We start from the raw sequence: 16,404 nt of genomic DNA, 5'->3' as shown, positions 1-16,404 counted from the left end.
AAAAAGTTAAACATTGATACGATAACCTACATTTCTAACGGTTTCAAACCATTTCAAATCAGTATGTTTATCCAGCTTTTTGCGTAAATTTCGAACATGAACATCAATAAAATTAGAATCTGAGTTTAGCTCTAATATATCTCCCCAAACATGTTCTGTCAATTGCATACGGGTAACTACTCTATTTTTATTAAGGGAAAGATACTGAAAAATGTCAAATTCTTTCTTGGTCAAAGCAATATGATTTTCATTATAATTTACTTTGTAGTCTTGCAATTGAATTTTAAAACCATGTATGTCCAACTCATTGGCAACAAAACCATGTATACGTCTGATAACGGCGTAGAGTCTTGCACCCATTTCTGCTAGAGCGAATGGTTTGGTCAGATAATCATCAGCTCCTAGGTCTAGACCTTTAATTTTGTCATCTAGTTCTCCACGAGCAGTTATGACAATTACGGCCATCTTTAGTTTTGCTTTTCGTATGGTTGTTAGCACATCAAAACCGCTTCCGTCGGGTAATCCTAAATCAAGAAGAATTGCATCATAATCGTTTACTTGTGCCTCTTCTAGAGCATCTCTACAAGTAGATACAGCTTTGCATAAATAGCCATTTTGAGTTAAATATTCATTAATCTCAACTGCCAATTCTCGGGTATCTTCCACTAATAAAATATTCATGGTTTTAATTTTTTTTGAATTGATTCTAATATTCGCAATTGTTTTGTTTGACTGTCAAAAAGTATTTTTATTTGTTCTTCTAAGAGAATGTCTATTTTGTCATGTAGGGCTCTTATCTCCAATTCGGATTTTAAATTGATCAGATAATCATTTTCACTTCTCTTTCTATCTTTTTCCTCTTGTCTATTTTGGCTCATCATAATTACAGGAGCTTGTAAAGCTGCAATACAGGATAATATGAGATTCATTAAGATGAAAGGGTAAGGATCAAATCTGAATCTAGTAAAGCATAAAACATTAAACACTATCCAGAAGGTTAAAATAACAAAAAAGGAAATTATAAAAGCCCAACTCCCACCAAAACTTGCTACTTTATCAGATATTTTTTGACTTCGTGTTAAAATTTCTTCTGGAGGGTTTGTTAGGTTTTCAGTAATTAGTGTTTCTTCCTCTACTGTCTTTTTTACTATCTCTTGCAATTTCTCTATTCTAGTCTTTTTTGTAGCTTGAATATTTTTGGTTGAATATTTCATATTTGTTCATTCAGAGCAATTTCAAATTAAGCTATTTGTTATGAAACAAAATGTAGTTTAGTTGAAAATTATGGGATCAATGATTCTAATTTTTATCAAGTAATTGTAAAAAATAACCAGTATCGTCAAATTGTAGATCAAAGAAATAAGTGTTGTCAGTTATTCCAACTTCATAAGTAGTTTTATTTTGACTATCTATAATTTTTACCGCTTCTTTGATTTTAAAGGTGCCATAGTGGTCTGAAATATATTTTGAAATATCAGGTTTTAAATTATTTAAAGGAACGGATTCTTCAATTAATTTTAAGATTCCATCTTGATTGTAATGAGCAGCAATTTCTGCATTTTCTACTTTGAACTTTGCAATGTAAGATAACTGCTGTGCATAATCACCTTCATAATCAGAAGTCCAAAGTACATCTTTGATAGGGTACGTTTGTTCAAAAGCAGTTCTAACTTCAATTGGCAGTTCAAATTGTTGCAAATTTGTTTTTTGAACTTGACCTATTGCAAAAACTACATTTAATAAAGTAAGAATTAGAGTTATTTTTTTCATGATTGTAAATATTTAATTAGTTACTTTTCAGATGAATAATTGTAGAATGAAGGTGAGGTGAATACTAAATTAAGCTTTAAGCCTATTGAGTTATTTTGTCATTGATAATTTCTCCCTTATCATCTATTTGAACTACTATTTTTTGTTTTCCATTTGTTAAAAATGCCAAATAACAGTCTTTGTCACCAAATAGGTTATCAAATATATAAATATCAGTGTCATTCGTTTTACTGTCATCAAAGTATATAACTGATTTTGTTGTATAATTAGGGTATTTTGTTTTGAGTTTATTTTGTGTTGCAACTGGTAGGTCAGTAATTAGTTTACCTATAGTTGTTCCTACAAGATTTGAATCAGTATCATAATAAGCCGTAACTTCTTGGTTATTTTGATTAAATGTTGCGGTATCAAAGTGAGGACCACCTAACCAATTTACATTTTTAATCGTACCAAAATCTTCTTCAAATTGAGATTTAGAATTTTCGCTAGGTTCTATTCTTTTTAAATACTTCACTTCGTTTTTTAGATTCTCTTTTTCCTGTTTTAATTCTTTTTCTTGTTTTGATATTTGTGCTAATCCATTTTCTGCGTTATTCAATTCTGAAATTTGTGCTTGTGTGGTTGCTGCAACGATAAGCATTGTTACAACTAGAGTGATTTTAGTTTTCATAATTATAAATTTTAAAGATGTTGTTATTTATTTTAACAGGTCAAAAGTATAATGTGTAAATGAAGAATAAATGAAGAAGTTTTTTATTTCTATAAAATTCATTGTTGAACTCAAGTAATTTGTTTGTGTTTGCTTGGATTTATATAGGTTATAGTATTTTATTTTATTTAAAGAAAAGTTCAATTTTTGATAAAAATTTTAAATATTTTTCAAATTAAGAAAGCTTTGTCTACTTTATTTGTAGTTATAAGCTACTTTGAAAAGAGTGTAATAGAAAAATAACGAAAGTATAATTGTATTGAGCTCTCTGTGCTTTGATTTTATAAATATAAGGTAAGTCTTGATTTATTTTATTGGGATTAAATGTAATTTTTAGTTAATGTAGATGAAAGTTTAAAAGTTAATTGGGAGTAGAGGAACGTATAAAATGTATTTTTGTTTAAAAAAAAGACAATGGATTTTAGATTAAAAATTCCCATTCAAAAAAGTAATTATTTAATTGATTATAATTCCAAGATTATTTCATTGGGGTCTTGTTTTGCCGTTAACATTGCCGATAAATTAGATCATTATAAATTTGAAAATTGCTGTAATCCATTTGGTATCATATTTAATCCTGTTTCTATTCAACTTTTGGTAGAAAGAGCTGTGGAAAAAAGAGTTTTTATCGAAAATGATATTTTTTTTCAGAACGATTTGTGGCATTGTTTTGAGGTTCACTCTGAGCTTTCGGACCCAGATAAAAGTATTTTATTATCTAATTTGAATGATTTACTCAAAAAAATGCTACAACAAATATCCGAGGCTTCTCATTTTCAAATTACCTACGGAACTGCTTGGGTATATCGTTCTTGTAAAAGCAATCAAATAGTAGCTAATTGTCATAAAATGCCACAAAAAGAATTTTCGAAAGAGATTCTATCAATAGACACCATTCAGGCTTCCATCGATAGTACGGTTTGTTTGATTCAGTCAGTTAACCCACAAGCTAAATTTACTTTTACTGTTTCGCCTGTGCGTCACATTAAGGATGGTTATGTAGAGAATACGTTGAGTAAAGCGCACTTGATAGCCGCAATTCATAGTTTTATAAAAAAAGACGCGTTATGTAGTTATTTTCCATCCTATGAAATCATGATGGACGAATTACGCGATTATCGTTTTTATGGAAATGATATGCTACATCCAAGTGAAATAGCGATCGATTTTATTTGGAAACGTTTCCAAGCAACATCTATTGCGGAAAGTGTTTACGATGATATGGAGACCGTTGATTCTATTCAGAAAAGCTTAGCACATCGACCATTCAATAAAGAATCGGACAGTCATAAAAAATTTATTGTAAAATTGCAAAATAAAATTAATAATTTAGCCGTAAAATATCCTCAAATACAATTTTAATGATACCTGCAGAAAAAAATAAGCTCTCTTTTTTTACCGAAGCTAGAAAGTGGATGGTGCTGCTTTTGGTGGCTTTGATTCTATTTTTCGGTTATAACTATTTTACCAAAAAAGAGGATAACTCTACCGTAGAATACGATACAGCACTAATCCAACAGCAAATCAAAAATGTGGGTAAGTTGGTTGTGACCGAAGGGCATTTTGCAGAAGTACTTACCTATAAAGACAATAAAAAGTATTTGGGAGATTTAATTTCGTTCGAAAAGAAAGCACTCGTTATTGTCAATGCAGATGTTACCGTTGGTTTTGATTTGAGTCTAGTAAAATATGATATTGATTCAATAAACAAAGTCGTTAATATTGTCAGTATTCCTGAAGAAGAAATAAAAATAAGCACTGACTTGAAATATTATGATACCGAATCAAGTCGCATGAACGAGTTTACAGGCGCTGATTATAATAAAATTGCTAAAATTGCAAAAGCCAATATCACCAAAAAAATAGACAATTCGCCCTTGAAGAAAAATGCCAAAAATCGTTTCGTATCCGAATTGTCTAAATTACTTATTGTTACCCAAACTATGGGTTGGAAATTGCAATATAATGGGGAAGAGATGGACAAAGAAGCTGATTTAGGTCTAAAAATTAAAGGCTAGTAAATCAGGTTATTTTTGAGATATGTCTGGCTAATTTTGAAGAAAATCTTGTATAACTACAAATAAAATACTGTTGGAAATAAAGGCAAAAAGCTGTAACCCTAAAGTTGCAGCTTTTTCTTTTAGATATAAAAAAGTTTTCTTAGTCGACTTCAAAAAGTAGAATTTGTGTTTTTTCTTTGTCAGAGAAATTATTATCAGACACAAATAATAGCGATTGTTTGCCATTGGAAAGTTTAGGTCCAAAAGTTACACCCTCAATATTATCAATAAAGATGCCCAAATCATCCATATTTAAGATCAGCTTTTTGGTTGCCAATGTGAAATCTTGGTTTTGTAAGGAAGTCAAATTTTTCACATCGCTAGCTTTGGACAAATCACACAAATACACTTTTATTGTACACGCTTGTTTACCTACTGAATACGAACGTTCAACAACCAATAATTGGTTTTTACTGTAATATTGAATAGTAGAAATTCCGTTAACCGCAAAGCCATTCTTAGGAGTGGGTTCTGTAGCAATTGGATCTAATAGGTACGCATATTGGGCAGTATTTTTTTTAGACTTTACGTCATATTTATAAATCCGAATTACTCCACCTGCAGTTGTGGTGGCATTATTACCATCTTCGTATAGTGGTTCTTCAATATTGGTGTATAGGGTACGGTATTTTGTATCGAAAGTAATCCCCTCGAGAACGCCATTGCTACGTGGTCCTCGGTCATCTTTTTGCATGTTGAGGTTGCTAGGCAAAGCAAATGCAGTGCTATAGCTTCCGTCAAGTTTTGCAATTTGTAAGGATGGATTCTGTAGTACCGAGAAATCTTTGGCTATTACACGAGCGCCTTCGCTACTCCAAACCACCGATTTTGTTTTTGGGTTGTACCTCAATTCTTCGGGGTCAATAGAACTATCTGGATATTTTTCCCAATTGCTATAGCTTACTCCTTTTTCATTTTTTAAGGTCACGACATTTTGAAAAGCTACACTATCAATCTGATTGGACTTGAATGGGATTTTGGCGGTATAAAATCGAGCATCATTATAGATTGACCTATCGTCACAAATAAAGTAATAAAGGTCATTTTTGGCATCGTAATCAATGCTTGATAATCCGCCAACAACTGTTTTCTTGAATTCTTTGTTGAACGGAATTTCAACAGCGTTAATAAATTTCAAAGAAGGAGTTGTACTATTGCTAGTCGCAATTTTAACGCTAGAACACGAGAGTATGCCTAGAGTTGAAAGAGTGAGGAAAAAAAATTTGCGCATGAAGTATTGTTTTTAATTTTTAAGACCGCCATTTTGTGACGCATCTCTAAAGTAATTTATTTTATAATGAAACATTTCAGCCATGTTTTTGGCTCGTAATTTGGCTTCATCGGCAACTACACCCATAAAAAGGGTGTCTACTGTAGCTGTAAATAGTTCCATCCATCGTTCAAAATGGTCCTTCTCGATAGGTAAGTGTTTGTGTGGAGGGAAAGGACTTCCAGAATAAGAGTGAACTTCTAGTAAAATAGTTTGCCAAAAGCGATACATTTTTTCCAAATGATCAGGCCAGCGGTTTCCAATTTTTTCATTAAATATAGGTCCTATGAAGTTATCTACTTGAACTTTAGAATAAAAAGTATTTACCATTAATTTAATGTCATCAATATCGGTAATGTCTGTTAAAGGCATGATTTTGTGTTTATTATTTTGCAAAAGTAATTATTATTTTGTCATCGGCACAAATTCATGGAGTTAGACTTTTAGAGTCTTTGATTTGTGTAATTTGTGTCCAATTTTTTTTAAGTGAGAACCATTTTTCCATTGCTCAAAATTTTAGCAATCGTTATTACCCAATCAACTGCGTAAACAATTCTGGCAATTCATTGAGGTATTTGTATTCAAACCCTGTTTTAGTCATGTTTGCTTTGACAGATTCAATATCGTCTCTGTTTTTTAATTCCAATCCAACCACTACCGATCCTACTTCGCGATTGGTTTTTTTATTGTATTGAAAATAAGTGATGTCATCATTTGGTCCCAAAATATCATTTACAAATTCTTTTAATGCACCAGGACGTTGTGGAAACTGAATCAAAAAGTAATGCATCAATCCTTCATATAGCAAAGAGCGTTCTTTAATTTCGGCTGTTCGTTCAATGTCATTGTTACTGCCGCTCACCACGCAAACTACTGTTTTGCCTTTTATTTCTTCTTTATAAAATTCAAGTGCAGCAATGGTCAAAGCTCCGGCAGGCTCAACCACCATAGCTTCTTCGTTATACAATCGCAAAATAGTTGTACATACTTTTCCTTCTGGCACCAAGATAATGTCACTTAAATTTTTCTGGCAAATTTCAAACGTTTGCTTTCCTACTTGTTTTACCGCTGCGCCATCTACAAATTTATCAATAGTTTCCAAAACAGTATTTCGTCCATGAGCAATTGAGTTTTTCATTGCAGGAGCACCTTGTGGTTCTACACCTATAATCTTTGTGCTGAGAGACAATTGCTTAAAAACGGTAGAGACCCCAGCCGCCAATCCGCCACCGCCAATGGGTAAAAATAAATAATCAATTGGATCTTTGAAAACATCTAGAATTTCCAGACCAACAGTACCTTGACCTGCAATCACTTTTAGATCATCAAAGGGGTGTATGAATATTTTGTTGTTTTTGGTAGCGTCTTCCATCGCTGCCGCAAAAGCATCATCAAAGGTATCGCCTGTTAAAACAATTTCGACATAGGATTTCCCAAATAATTGTACTTGCTTTATTTTTTGCTTTGGAGTGGTACTAGGCATATAAATTGTACCTTTTATTTGGAGTAAATGACACGAGTAAGCCACACCTTGTGCATGGTTTCCAGCACTTGCACACACAATAGTTTGTGATTTTTCATTCTTTGTTAGACTGCTTATTTTATTGTAAGCGCCACGTATTTTATAAGAACGCACGATTTGTAAATCCTCCCTTTTTAGTAAGATAGTAGCCCCAAATTCATCTGATAGATTCAGATTTTGTTGTAATGGAGTAGATGGAACTACATTTTTCAATTGCAATTTAGCAGCTTTTATTTCGTGGAATAATTCCATTTTTATCATTTTTGAGGAAAATAACTTCTCCATTTGTAAAAGTCTAGTTTTTATTAGTACATAAAAAACATCTCGGTGCCAAGACAAATCATAATACAGATAGAAATGGCGTAGATAGTACTATGTTTTGCTTTTTTTAAAGCAAAAGTAAAAATATGAATTATACCGGATAACTTGGGGGTAATTTGGAAATATAATTGAAATTAAGTGATGATTAATGATGCTTGGTACGCTTCTTTTGAAATAGAATAGGAGATGAAAATAGCATAGTTATGGTTGTTAAATTATTGTTTTATTAACAGTAGTAAGGTTATTTGTGTTTTAGATTTGTAATAATATTTACGTTATGTTGTAGTATTAATAAGTAGCGAATAATTGTCTATGAAAAAAAGTATCTTGTGCGGCATAATTAATCCACAATTAGAAAAGGAAGAAACTTTAGTTTCCATTTTTAGTTCAACTGTCGCTAGTAGAGGCGATAAAATGGCTCTGCTATTTGAAGATGAAAGTGTAACTTACCAGGAACTTGACAATTGGAGTAATGCGGTTGCTAATCAACTTATTGAACAAGGATTTACAAAAGGTAAAACCATTGGTATTTGGCATAAACGAAGTTTGGAGCTTCATGTTGCGATTTTGGCTATTGTAAAAGCGGGTTGTACTTACGTTCCATTGGATTATGATATGCCGCTAGATAGAGTTGAAACTGTTTTCGATGAAGGAAAAGTTAGTGCTTATTTTAGCGATAGAGAGCTCGTAAGTACTGTAAAAAGATTGGAAGTCATCCCAAATCCCAATCAAACAATTGCTTTAATTCCAATATCGTATTCTAGTACTACAGATGCGTATATTTTGTACACATCGGGGAGCACAGGTAAACCCAAAGGAATTCCGATTATGCAAAAACAAATTTGTCACCTGGTAAGATCTGAGAATGAAGTGATTAAAATTGTAGATGCAGATATTGTTTATCAGGGGTTTTCGGTTTCCTTTGATATGTGGTGCGAAGAAACTTGGATAAGTTATTTGGCTGGGGCTACGCTTGTAGTTGCCAATACAACTACATCAAAAGCAGTTGATGAGTTAAGTGAATTTCTACGAGCAAATAACGTAACTATATTGCATGCTGTACCAAGCTTATTGGCAGTAATTGATGATAACATACCAAGCTTACGATTGGTTAATGCAGGCGGAGAGGCTTGTTCTGCTAATGTTTTAAAACAATGGTCCCAAAAGGGAATACAATTTTTTAATTCCTACGGCCCAACCGAAACTACAGTAACATCTTCAATGATTGCATTATTGCCTGAAGATGAAATTACTATAGGACATCCGCTTCCCAATTATAATTATGCTGTAATTGATGAAAATTTAAATATTGTTCCAGTTGGAGTAGAAGGTGAGCTAATAATAACAGGACCTGGAGTAGGGAAAGGCTATGTGAATTTGCCGGAACTTACGGCTCAAAAATTTATTTTGAAACCAATTGCCGAATCAGATTTGCCTGGCGAAATAATTTATAAAACTGGCGATGCTGTAGTTATCAATGAACAAGGTAAAGTAATTTTTAAAGGGCGCATTGATGATCAAGTAAAAATAAGGGGGTATAGAATAGAATTGGGCGAAATAGAAAACCAATTAAGTTCCCTATTTGCTGTCAAAAATGCTGCAGTTGCGGTGAAAAAAGACACTTATGACCAAGATGAATTAGTTGCTTATGTGCAAATAAGTGACAGTGCAACGTATAATCCAGAAGATTTAAGGCAAGCATTATTGAAAAAGTTACCCGTATATATGGTACCAAATGTATTTGTACCAATGCAATTCTTTACAAGATTACCCAGTGGTAAAATTAATCGAAAAGAACTCCCTATACCCGTAGCATTTTTAAAGAAAAAGCAACAGATACAAATTGAAATTAAACAAGAGGATAGTATTGAAACCAAAATAATGACTATTCTATCGAATGTTTTTACAGGAAAAGAAATAACAAAAGAGAGTGACTTTTTTTTAGATTTAGGAGGGCATTCTTTGATTGCTGCCAATTTTGTTTCCAAATTAAGAAGAGAAGGCAGTATTACTCGAGTTTCTATAAAAGATATTTATTTAAATAGACCTTTGTCAAAATTTATTGAAGCTGTTCAAGAAAATAATAGTAATGTACAAGTAATAGATAATAACATTTTCAATGAAGTAAAACCCCTTCGTTATTATTTATGTTTTATTGCCCAAATCTTGAGTTTGCCATTAATTTTTACTTTCTTTTCAGCGCAATTATACATCCCTTATTTAGGGTATTATTATACACAAGTAGAACATGAAAATCATTTCATTTCGTTTGCTATATCCATTATTCTTTTTTGTTTTATTTCTCCATTAATGATTGTGATTAGTATTTTTTCAAAAAAAATATTGATTGGTAAGTTCAAAGCTGGCGAATACCCGCTATGGGGACAATATTATTTTAGATATTGGTTAAATAATTCGATAAGTAAATTAGTAAATGTTAATTTTTTTAATGGAACACCACTGTATAATAGGTATTTGCGGTCTATGGGGATGAAAGTGGGTAAGAATGTCCATTTTAGTATGTTTGATTATGGTGCTGCAGACTTAATAGAGATTGGAGATTGTACTAGTATAAGTAGTAGTGTAGTACTAAACAATGTAGTTGTGGAAAATGGCTTGTTAAAGATAAGTTCTATCAAAATCGGAGAGCATTGTTATGTTGGGACAAGTGCGGTTATTGATGGTAATAGTGTGATGGCAAACCAATCAGAATTGACGGATTTGAGTTATTTGTCAAAAGATCATATTACAATCGAAGGCGGGATTTATAGTGGTAGTCCAGCCATTTTATTAAAACAAAAAAGTAAAGATGAGTACAGTCATGCAAAGATTTTTTCAAAAAATAAAATCTTAATTTTTACTTTTATTTACACTGCATTATTACTGATTTTTCCTTTTGCAGTACTGATCCCTTTTTTTCCAGGATTAATTGCGCTTTATGAACTGGATCAGCTGGCAGGAGATTACCAGTTTTATTATTTGGTATTAACACCTTTGATCGCTGTCGTTTATATTTTGATTTTTATATTTCAAACTGCTTTTTTTTCCAGAGTATTGCTTAATAAAGTTAAACCAGGTAAATATTCTGTTTTGAGTAGGATATATTTGAAGAAATGGCTTGCAGATCAATTTTGTGATTTGTCATTATTTATTTTGCATCCTGTATATGCAACTGTTTTTGTAAGCAGTTATTATAGAGCTTTGGGAGCCAAAGTTGGTAATCGTTCCGAAATTTCGACTGCAAGTAATATAACGCCGCCTTTACTAACTATTGGGGACGAATCCTTTATTGCCGATGCAGTCAATTTGGGAGAATCAGATGTAAGAGATAATTATTTGATATTGGAAGAGACCAAAATTGGTAATAAAACTTTTGTGGGCAACAGTGCATTGGTTCCTCAAGGAACAATTTTGGGCGACAATATGTTAATTGGAGTATTATCAATTCCGCCAGATAGCAACGAACTTTTATCAAATCCTGCCAAAGATTGGTTTGGGTCTCCTCCAGTTGCAATGCCCCTGCGGCAAAAATCCAAAGATTTTGATGACACATTAACATTCAATCCATCAAAAGCAACCTTTATAAAGAGAACATTAATTGAGTTTATACGAATAATTACTCCAATAACTTTTGTTTTGTGTAGTAGCTGGTTGTTTATAACTTATATACATGATGTAATTATTAGTGATTCGTGGTATATGTTTGTATTTTATCTCCCGCTTTATTTCTTGGGCTTCATTGCTATTCCATCTTTTATTTTTGTGCTTGTACTCAAATGGCTTTTGGTAGGCAAGTATAAAAGTAAACAAATGCCAATGTGGAGTAGAGAGGTATGGTTGAGCGAAGCGATTACCTCTACCTACGAAGCACTCGCAGTTCCTTATTTATTAACCTATTTGGAAGGTACGCCACTTTTACCTTTTTGTTTGCGTTTTTTAGGTGTGAAAATTGGTAAAAGAGCCTGTTTATATACTACCGATTTTACAGAATTTGATGTTATAAATATAGGTAATGATGTCACAATGAATAAGGATTGTGGTCCACAAACCCATCTTTTTGAAGATAGAATTATGAAAATAGGGACTATTTCAATTGATAGTCAGAGTTCTATTGGTGTGAGAACAATTATTTTATACGATAGTATAATTGGTAAAAATGTGAATTTAGGTCCGTTATCTTTAGTAATGAAAGGCGAAAACTTAAGCGATAATACAAGTTTTCAGGGTTGTCCTATAAAGTCATAAATATTTCTTGTTATGCTTAGAATTTTAATTTCGAAACTTAATATCGATTCAGACCTAGAATTGGAGTTATTAGCGCAGTTAAATGAATATGAATTGACAAGAGTAGGTAATTCAAATCTCAAAAGCAGGAAGCAAAAGTTGGTTGGGTTTTATTTATTAAAAAAACAGTTAGACTATTTTGAACAAACTAATTCAGTAAAAGATTTAAAACGAAATGAATTTCATAAACCTTTTTTTCTAAATACTTTCTTTGATTTTAGTATTTCCTATTCAAAAGAATATGTTGTTTGTATGGCTTCAGTACAAGCTAAAGTTGGAGTTGATATTGAATTTAATGATTTGAAGCAGGTGAATTTTGAGTCTCCTTTTTTTAGTAAATCGGAACAAATTAAACTTAAGGAAAGTAAAAATATTTTTGATTTTTACGTGTTGCATACACGCAAAGAAGCTTTCTCGAAAGCAGTAGGGAAAGAAATATTTTTACCCTTTGAAGAATTTGATACAACTTGTAAGACATTTTATTACAATGATAAAATTTGGAATTTTGAGACAGTTTCTCCTTTAGGTAATTATACTTTAAGTTATGTAAGTGACTTTGTTTTACCAATGCAAATTGATTTACTTGCAATCTAAAAATGTGTAACTAACTTCCATCTCGATAAAAGATGTTTTTTGCAAAGTCAATTCCAGAACTGTCGATAGCATTATTTCTAGTAGAAGTTTTTAAAAAGGCTTTTAGTGCCATAAACATTGCTGGTTTCTGTGGTGTAAATTGGATATAAAGTATAGCAAATATTGGCATTAAAATAAAACTATAAATTTTGTATTCCCTTGCAATTTTAAACTCATAATCCAGCATTGTAAGTTTGTTGTTGTTTACCGTAGTTTCAATTGTCACATATGGTAATGGGTTGGTCTCTTTTTTTGAGGTTAACTAGTATAGGCTTTATAATAAAATAGACTGTTTAAATTTGCTAGAATTTTTGACCAAATTAGGAAACTATTTATCTGGAAATCTGCGTTTTTTTGCAATTATTTGAACTTAGATTGTAATCAGTTGTAAGCCTAGAAAGGAGTTTTTTATCCAGTTAAATATTGAATATTTTATAATCATAATCAATATATCTGTCTAAATAACTAGCTTTCTATCTTGCTAACGCATTACTTTTGTAGGTATAAAATAATTGCAAATGCTCAAAAATATTTTTTCCATTTATTGGATATTTTTTTTGAATAGTAGGACATTGAAATTAGTCGATAAGTAAACTATAAAAACTTAAAAAGAACTTGAAAATTAAAGCCAAATTAATAGCAAAAATAATGCTATGAAATAAAAAAAAAACGGCTACATAGAGCCGTTTAATATATAAGATAGGATTTACTTTTTGACCTCAATAATTGGGGGGAATTGCGCAATAATTTTGGCTACAAACTCATTAATTTGAACTTCTTTTTTTGATCTGTTTTCGGTAAGCGTTCCAATTCCTTCGCCTTCCCAAATTAATTCTTTCTTATTAGCATCAATTAAATCAATATAGAGAGTACCTTCGGTACTTGAGTTTACAAATGAATTTCCACCCATAAAGAAGGGATTCCATCCCCATCCCCAACCATAACCAAATCCCATGTTAAATTGGTTTACGTTCAAACGTTCTCTTTCCTTGGTCAAAATATTGACTAGCATATCGGGGTTTTCACTTTTAGTATATCCTTTTTTTGTCAGCTCTTCATCAATTGCACGAAGTATTCGTCTTTTGTCTAGCTCAGAGATTTGTGCTCTGTCTACTCCATTTTTATGGAAGGCGTAGGTTTTAAATTTTGTGAAATCAACTTTGGAGTCATAATCTGAATTCACGCGAATGCTAGTACATGAACTTAAGATGAGAATTAATAATAGAGGGAGGAGGTTAAGAGTTTTCATAATAAAAATATTTTAGGTATTATTCTGAAATTTAATTAGTTGTGGTATTTTGTTAACTCAAAAATCATACCAATCATTTTTTTATTTTCTTATAGTGCCTGTCTTTTTATCATAACCATAAGGGCAATGTCTGCAGCCATTCTTGCAGCAATAGCCTCGTTTGAGATGATGCTTTTCGGTCAGACATTTGTAACCTTCAGGAGTATAATAAAAATCTTCCCCTTCAATCAATTTATTTTCTTTACTTTGGTCATTCATAGGATCGAATTAGTGTGATAAAGATAGGGGTCTTCTAAGCAAAATTATAAATTTATAAGGAATGTTTTTTGTTGTTACCAAATATTTAACGCCAAGAGGGTTTCGAGGATTAACCATTTTTCCATTCGTATTTATGAAATACGCATCAGACAAAGTCAATCCAGTATTCATCAACCACGAAAAAGTGCATCTCAAACAACAATTAGAACTTCTAATTCTGCCTTTTTTTATTTGGTATGGACTAGAATATCTCATTCGATTATTACAATACAGGAATGCTTATTTAGCTTACAAAAACATTAGTTTTGAAAGAGAAGCCTATGCCAACGAATCTAATTTAGACTATCTAAATGAACGAAGATTGTTCAGTTTTCTATACTACATTCGATTAAATAAATAAAAAATAATTTGGGCTCCCGATACCTATCGGGCCTTGGTCAGACTTTCTCTTCAAACTAAGTTCTCTGAACTCCAAATGCAATACAAATGGAGTCAAGTACTCTTTTTTGGTCTAGAAAAAGCCTAAAAAAGATTTTCGTTTCTATCCTTTGTGCAAGTGCATGTTCTGTGATTAATAAAGTAATAATTGTTCCGCTTTTAAAATATCAATTAAACTCAGGTTAAAAAAACAATAAAGCTTTTGTCTTTTGCGTTTTGATGATACCTTTGCAAAAACACCTTTCCAATTGAATCAGTCCATAAAAATTAATTTACCAAAAAACATTTCCGTTTCCATCAAGCGCGAGGATTTGATTCATCCTTTTGTCTCGGGTAATAAATTCCGAAAATTAAAATACAATCTCCTTCAAGCGAAACAAGAAAATACATCTACATTATTGACTTTCGGTGGCGCCTATTCCAATCATATTGCAGCGGTTGCTTTTGCAGGTAAAGAGCAAGGTTTTAAAACAATTGGAATTATTCGAGGTGAAGAATTAGTAAACAAAATCCAAGAAAATCCAACCCTAAAGTTCGCTCAAGAATGTGGAATGGATTTTGAATTTGTCACAAGACAAGAGTACCGTTTGAAAGAAGAATTGGAATTTATCACTAGTTTGAAAAAAAAATGGACGGATTTTTATTTAATCCCTGAAGGCGGAACCAATGCATTGGCTATTAAAGGATGTCAAGAAATTTTGACCGACATTGATACTGAATTTGACTACGTTTGTTGTGCAGTAGGAACTGGTGGAACAATTTCTGGATTAATCAATAGTGCATTGCCACATCAGAAAGTTTTAGGTTTTCCAGCTTTAAAAGGGGATTTTTTACAAGATGAAATTTGTACTTTTGTAAACAGCAAACATTGGGAATTGATACATGACTATCATTTTGGTGGTTATGGTAAAGTAACACCAGAGTTAATTTCTTTTATCAATGATTTTTATAAAGAAACCAAAATTCCGTTGGATCCCATTTACACAGCAAAAATGGTAGTAGGAGTTTTAGATCTAATCCAAAATAATTATTTTCCGGAGAACTCGAATATACTCCTTATACATACAGGTGGCCTACAGGGAGTAGCAGGAATGAATACAAAACTAAAAAACAAAAAATTACCTTTAATACAAATTCATGATTAAGAAAATAGTTTTAGTCCTTTCGTTAGTAGCTTTTGTAAGTTGCCATTCTTCAAAATCAACATCGTCTTCTTCACGAAAGAGCTCTAGTTCCAATGGAATGTCTCGCAACGAAGTAGTGAATGCCTATGTAAATCAGTTTAAGTGGGTTGCCATGACCAATATGAAAAAGCACGGTATTCCTGCCAGCATCATTTTAGCTCAAGGAATTTTAGAGTCGGGTGCAGGTAGAAGTGAACTTTCTGAGACAGCCAACAACCACTTCGGAATCAAATGCCATTCTACTTGGCTTGGTGAAACAGTTTATCACGATGATGATAAAAGTCAAGAATGTTTTAGAAAATATCGAAACGCGGCTGATTCATACGAAGATCACGCTGCTTTTTTGACAAGCGGAAGTCGCTACGCTAGTTTATTCGATTTAAGAAAGGATGATTATAAGGCTTGGGCTCAAGGTCTTCGTGCTGCTGGTTACGCCACCGATCCAAGGTATCCAAACAAATTGATCTCTTATATCGAAACCTATGATTTGGATCAATATGATGCGCAAGTTTTAGGTAAAAACTACAAGCCAAGCTCAAACAGTAGCTCCAGAAATGGTAGTACGCATGAAGTAGAAAAAGGGGATACCTTGTATTCTATTTCCAAAAAATACAATGTATCGGTTGATGACTTAATTCGAAAAAACCACCTTTCGGATAATACAATATCCATTGGACAAAAAATAAAGATAAACTAAAATAACTTT

The 16,404-nt window shown here is 32.2% G+C and carries 17 protein-coding genes; 7 read left to right on the top strand and 10 right to left on the bottom strand.

Annotation, left to right across the window (positions count from 1 at the left end):
- Positions 1-6 precede the first annotated feature (6 nt).
- The 4 genes from M2326_RS05100 to M2326_RS05085 form a co-directional block, all read right to left on the bottom strand.
- Positions 7-681 (bottom strand): response regulator transcription factor, encoded by a 675-nt coding sequence (locus M2326_RS05100; protein ID WP_264618471.1) that lies wholly within the window; start codon positions 679-681, stop codon positions 7-9.
- Positions 678-1,214: a DUF1003 domain-containing protein gene (locus tag M2326_RS05095; RefSeq protein ID WP_264618470.1), complete on the bottom strand. Its 537-nt coding sequence runs from the start codon at positions 1,212-1,214 to the stop codon at positions 678-680. The genes M2326_RS05100 and M2326_RS05095 overlap by 4 nt, the downstream gene beginning before the upstream one ends.
- 85 nt (positions 1,215-1,299) lie before the next feature.
- Positions 1,300-1,770, bottom strand: coding sequence for a PepSY-like domain-containing protein (locus M2326_RS05090; protein ID WP_264618469.1), 471 nt, complete (start codon positions 1,768-1,770; stop codon positions 1,300-1,302).
- An 82-nt stretch (positions 1,771-1,852) separates the two neighbouring features.
- Positions 1,853-2,440: a hypothetical protein gene (locus tag M2326_RS05085; protein WP_264618468.1), complete on the bottom strand. Its 588-nt coding sequence runs from the start codon at positions 2,438-2,440 to the stop codon at positions 1,853-1,855.
- A gap of 453 nt (positions 2,441-2,893) precedes the next feature.
- Between M2326_RS05085 and M2326_RS05080 the strand changes: the two genes are divergently transcribed.
- Positions 2,894-3,841, top strand: a complete 948-nt coding sequence (locus M2326_RS05080) for a GSCFA domain-containing protein (RefSeq protein ID WP_264618467.1) — start codon at positions 2,894-2,896, stop codon at positions 3,839-3,841.
- On the top strand, positions 3,841-4,497 hold the full coding sequence (locus tag M2326_RS05075) for a DUF4230 domain-containing protein (RefSeq protein ID WP_264618466.1): 657 nt from the start codon (positions 3,841-3,843) through the stop codon (positions 4,495-4,497). The genes M2326_RS05080 and M2326_RS05075 overlap by 1 nt, the downstream gene beginning before the upstream one ends.
- Positions 4,498-4,639: 142 nt before the next feature.
- Here the strand turns inward: M2326_RS05075 and M2326_RS05070 are convergent, their stop codons facing one another.
- The 3 genes from M2326_RS05070 to ilvA all read right to left on the bottom strand — a co-directional run bounded on the left by M2326_RS05070 (position 4,640) and on the right by ilvA (position 7,583).
- On the bottom strand, positions 4,640-5,770 hold the full coding sequence (locus M2326_RS05070) for an esterase-like activity of phytase family protein (protein WP_264618465.1): 1,131 nt from the start codon (positions 5,768-5,770) through the stop codon (positions 4,640-4,642).
- Between the two features lie 12 nt (positions 5,771-5,782).
- Positions 5,783-6,181 carry a group III truncated hemoglobin gene (locus M2326_RS05065; protein WP_264618464.1) on the bottom strand — a complete coding sequence of 133 codons (399 nt, stop codon included), beginning with the start codon at positions 6,179-6,181 and terminating at the stop codon, positions 5,783-5,785.
- Between the two features lie 157 nt (positions 6,182-6,338).
- Entirely contained in the window at positions 6,339-7,583 is a 1,245-nt protein-coding gene (gene ilvA / locus M2326_RS05060; RefSeq protein ID WP_264618463.1) for a threonine ammonia-lyase IlvA, read from the bottom strand.
- Between the two features lie 381 nt (positions 7,584-7,964).
- On the opposite strand from ilvA, the gene M2326_RS05055 reads away from it, so the two are divergent.
- Complete coding sequence (locus M2326_RS05055; RefSeq protein ID WP_264618462.1) at positions 7,965-11,897, top strand: Pls/PosA family non-ribosomal peptide synthetase; 3,933 nt, start codon at positions 7,965-7,967, stop codon at positions 11,895-11,897.
- A gap of 12 nt (positions 11,898-11,909) precedes the next feature.
- Entirely contained in the window at positions 11,910-12,530 is a 621-nt protein-coding gene (locus tag M2326_RS05050) for a 4'-phosphopantetheinyl transferase family protein (protein ID WP_264618461.1), read from the top strand.
- 10 nt (positions 12,531-12,540) lie between these two features.
- Here M2326_RS05050 and M2326_RS05045 read toward each other — a convergent pair whose 3' ends face one another.
- The 3 genes from M2326_RS05045 to M2326_RS05035 form a co-directional block, all read right to left on the bottom strand.
- The gene (locus M2326_RS05045) at positions 12,541-12,795 is read right to left on the bottom strand and encodes a hypothetical protein (RefSeq protein WP_264618460.1); all 255 of its coding nucleotides are present in this window, start codon (positions 12,793-12,795) and stop codon (positions 12,541-12,543) included.
- A gap of 480 nt (positions 12,796-13,275) precedes the next feature.
- Entirely contained in the window at positions 13,276-13,818 is a 543-nt protein-coding gene (locus M2326_RS05040; protein WP_264618459.1) for a DUF4136 domain-containing protein, read from the bottom strand.
- Between the two features lie 81 nt (positions 13,819-13,899).
- Positions 13,900-14,076 carry a DUF5522 domain-containing protein gene (locus tag M2326_RS05035; protein WP_264618458.1) on the bottom strand — a complete coding sequence of 59 codons (177 nt, stop codon included), beginning with the start codon at positions 14,074-14,076 and terminating at the stop codon, positions 13,900-13,902.
- Positions 14,077-14,137: 61 nt separating this feature from the next.
- Between M2326_RS05035 and M2326_RS05030 the strand changes: the two genes are divergently transcribed.
- The 3 genes from M2326_RS05030 to M2326_RS05020 all read left to right on the top strand — a co-directional run bounded on the left by M2326_RS05030 (position 14,138) and on the right by M2326_RS05020 (position 16,395).
- Positions 14,138-14,476, top strand: a complete 339-nt coding sequence (locus M2326_RS05030; protein WP_264618457.1) for a hypothetical protein — start codon at positions 14,138-14,140, stop codon at positions 14,474-14,476.
- A gap of 286 nt (positions 14,477-14,762) precedes the next feature.
- On the top strand, positions 14,763-15,659 hold the full coding sequence (locus tag M2326_RS05025) for a 1-aminocyclopropane-1-carboxylate deaminase/D-cysteine desulfhydrase (RefSeq protein ID WP_264618456.1): 897 nt from the start codon (positions 14,763-14,765) through the stop codon (positions 15,657-15,659).
- Positions 15,652-16,395 (top strand): glucosaminidase domain-containing protein, encoded by a 744-nt coding sequence (locus M2326_RS05020; RefSeq protein ID WP_264618455.1) that lies wholly within the window; start codon positions 15,652-15,654, stop codon positions 16,393-16,395. The genes M2326_RS05025 and M2326_RS05020 overlap by 8 nt, the downstream gene beginning before the upstream one ends.
- Positions 16,396-16,404: the final 9 nt, after the last annotated feature.

Origin of the sequence: Flavobacterium psychraerolatum (assembly GCF_025960985.1) — a bacterium.
GTDB lineage: Bacteria > Bacteroidota > Bacteroidia > Flavobacteriales > Flavobacteriaceae > Flavobacterium.
Note: the sequence above shows the minus strand (reverse complement) of the source record. Positions and strands in the feature narration are given on the sequence as shown.

Coding starts and splice junctions, on each gene's coding strand:
- M2326_RS05100 (WP_264618471.1), bottom strand. CDS start 681: ATGAATATTTTATTAGTGGAAGATACCCGAGAATTGGCAGTTGAGATT.
- M2326_RS05095 (WP_264618470.1), bottom strand. CDS start 1,214: ATGAAATATTCAACCAAAAATATTCAAGCTACAAAAAAGACTAGAATA.
- M2326_RS05090 (WP_264618469.1), bottom strand. CDS start 1,770: ATGAAAAAAATAACTCTAATTCTTACTTTATTAAATGTAGTTTTTGCA.
- M2326_RS05085 (WP_264618468.1), bottom strand. CDS start 2,440: ATGAAAACTAAAATCACTCTAGTTGTAACAATGCTTATCGTTGCAGCA.
- M2326_RS05080 (WP_264618467.1), top strand. CDS start 2,894: ATGGATTTTAGATTAAAAATTCCCATTCAAAAAAGTAATTATTTAATT.
- M2326_RS05075 (WP_264618466.1), top strand. CDS start 3,841: ATGATACCTGCAGAAAAAAATAAGCTCTCTTTTTTTACCGAAGCTAGA.
- M2326_RS05070 (WP_264618465.1), bottom strand. CDS start 5,770: ATGCGCAAATTTTTTTTCCTCACTCTTTCAACTCTAGGCATACTCTCG.
- M2326_RS05065 (WP_264618464.1), bottom strand. CDS start 6,181: ATGCCTTTAACAGACATTACCGATATTGATGACATTAAATTAATGGTA.
- ilvA (WP_264618463.1), bottom strand. CDS start 7,583: ATGGAATTATTCCACGAAATAAAAGCTGCTAAATTGCAATTGAAAAAT.
- M2326_RS05055 (WP_264618462.1), top strand. CDS start 7,965: ATGAAAAAAAGTATCTTGTGCGGCATAATTAATCCACAATTAGAAAAG.
- M2326_RS05050 (WP_264618461.1), top strand. CDS start 11,910: ATGCTTAGAATTTTAATTTCGAAACTTAATATCGATTCAGACCTAGAA.
- M2326_RS05040 (WP_264618459.1), bottom strand. CDS start 13,818: ATGAAAACTCTTAACCTCCTCCCTCTATTATTAATTCTCATCTTAAGT.
- M2326_RS05035 (WP_264618458.1), bottom strand. CDS start 14,076: ATGAATGACCAAAGTAAAGAAAATAAATTGATTGAAGGGGAAGATTTT.
- M2326_RS05030 (WP_264618457.1), top strand. CDS start 14,138: ATGTTTTTTGTTGTTACCAAATATTTAACGCCAAGAGGGTTTCGAGGA.
- M2326_RS05020 (WP_264618455.1), top strand. CDS start 15,652: ATGATTAAGAAAATAGTTTTAGTCCTTTCGTTAGTAGCTTTTGTAAGT.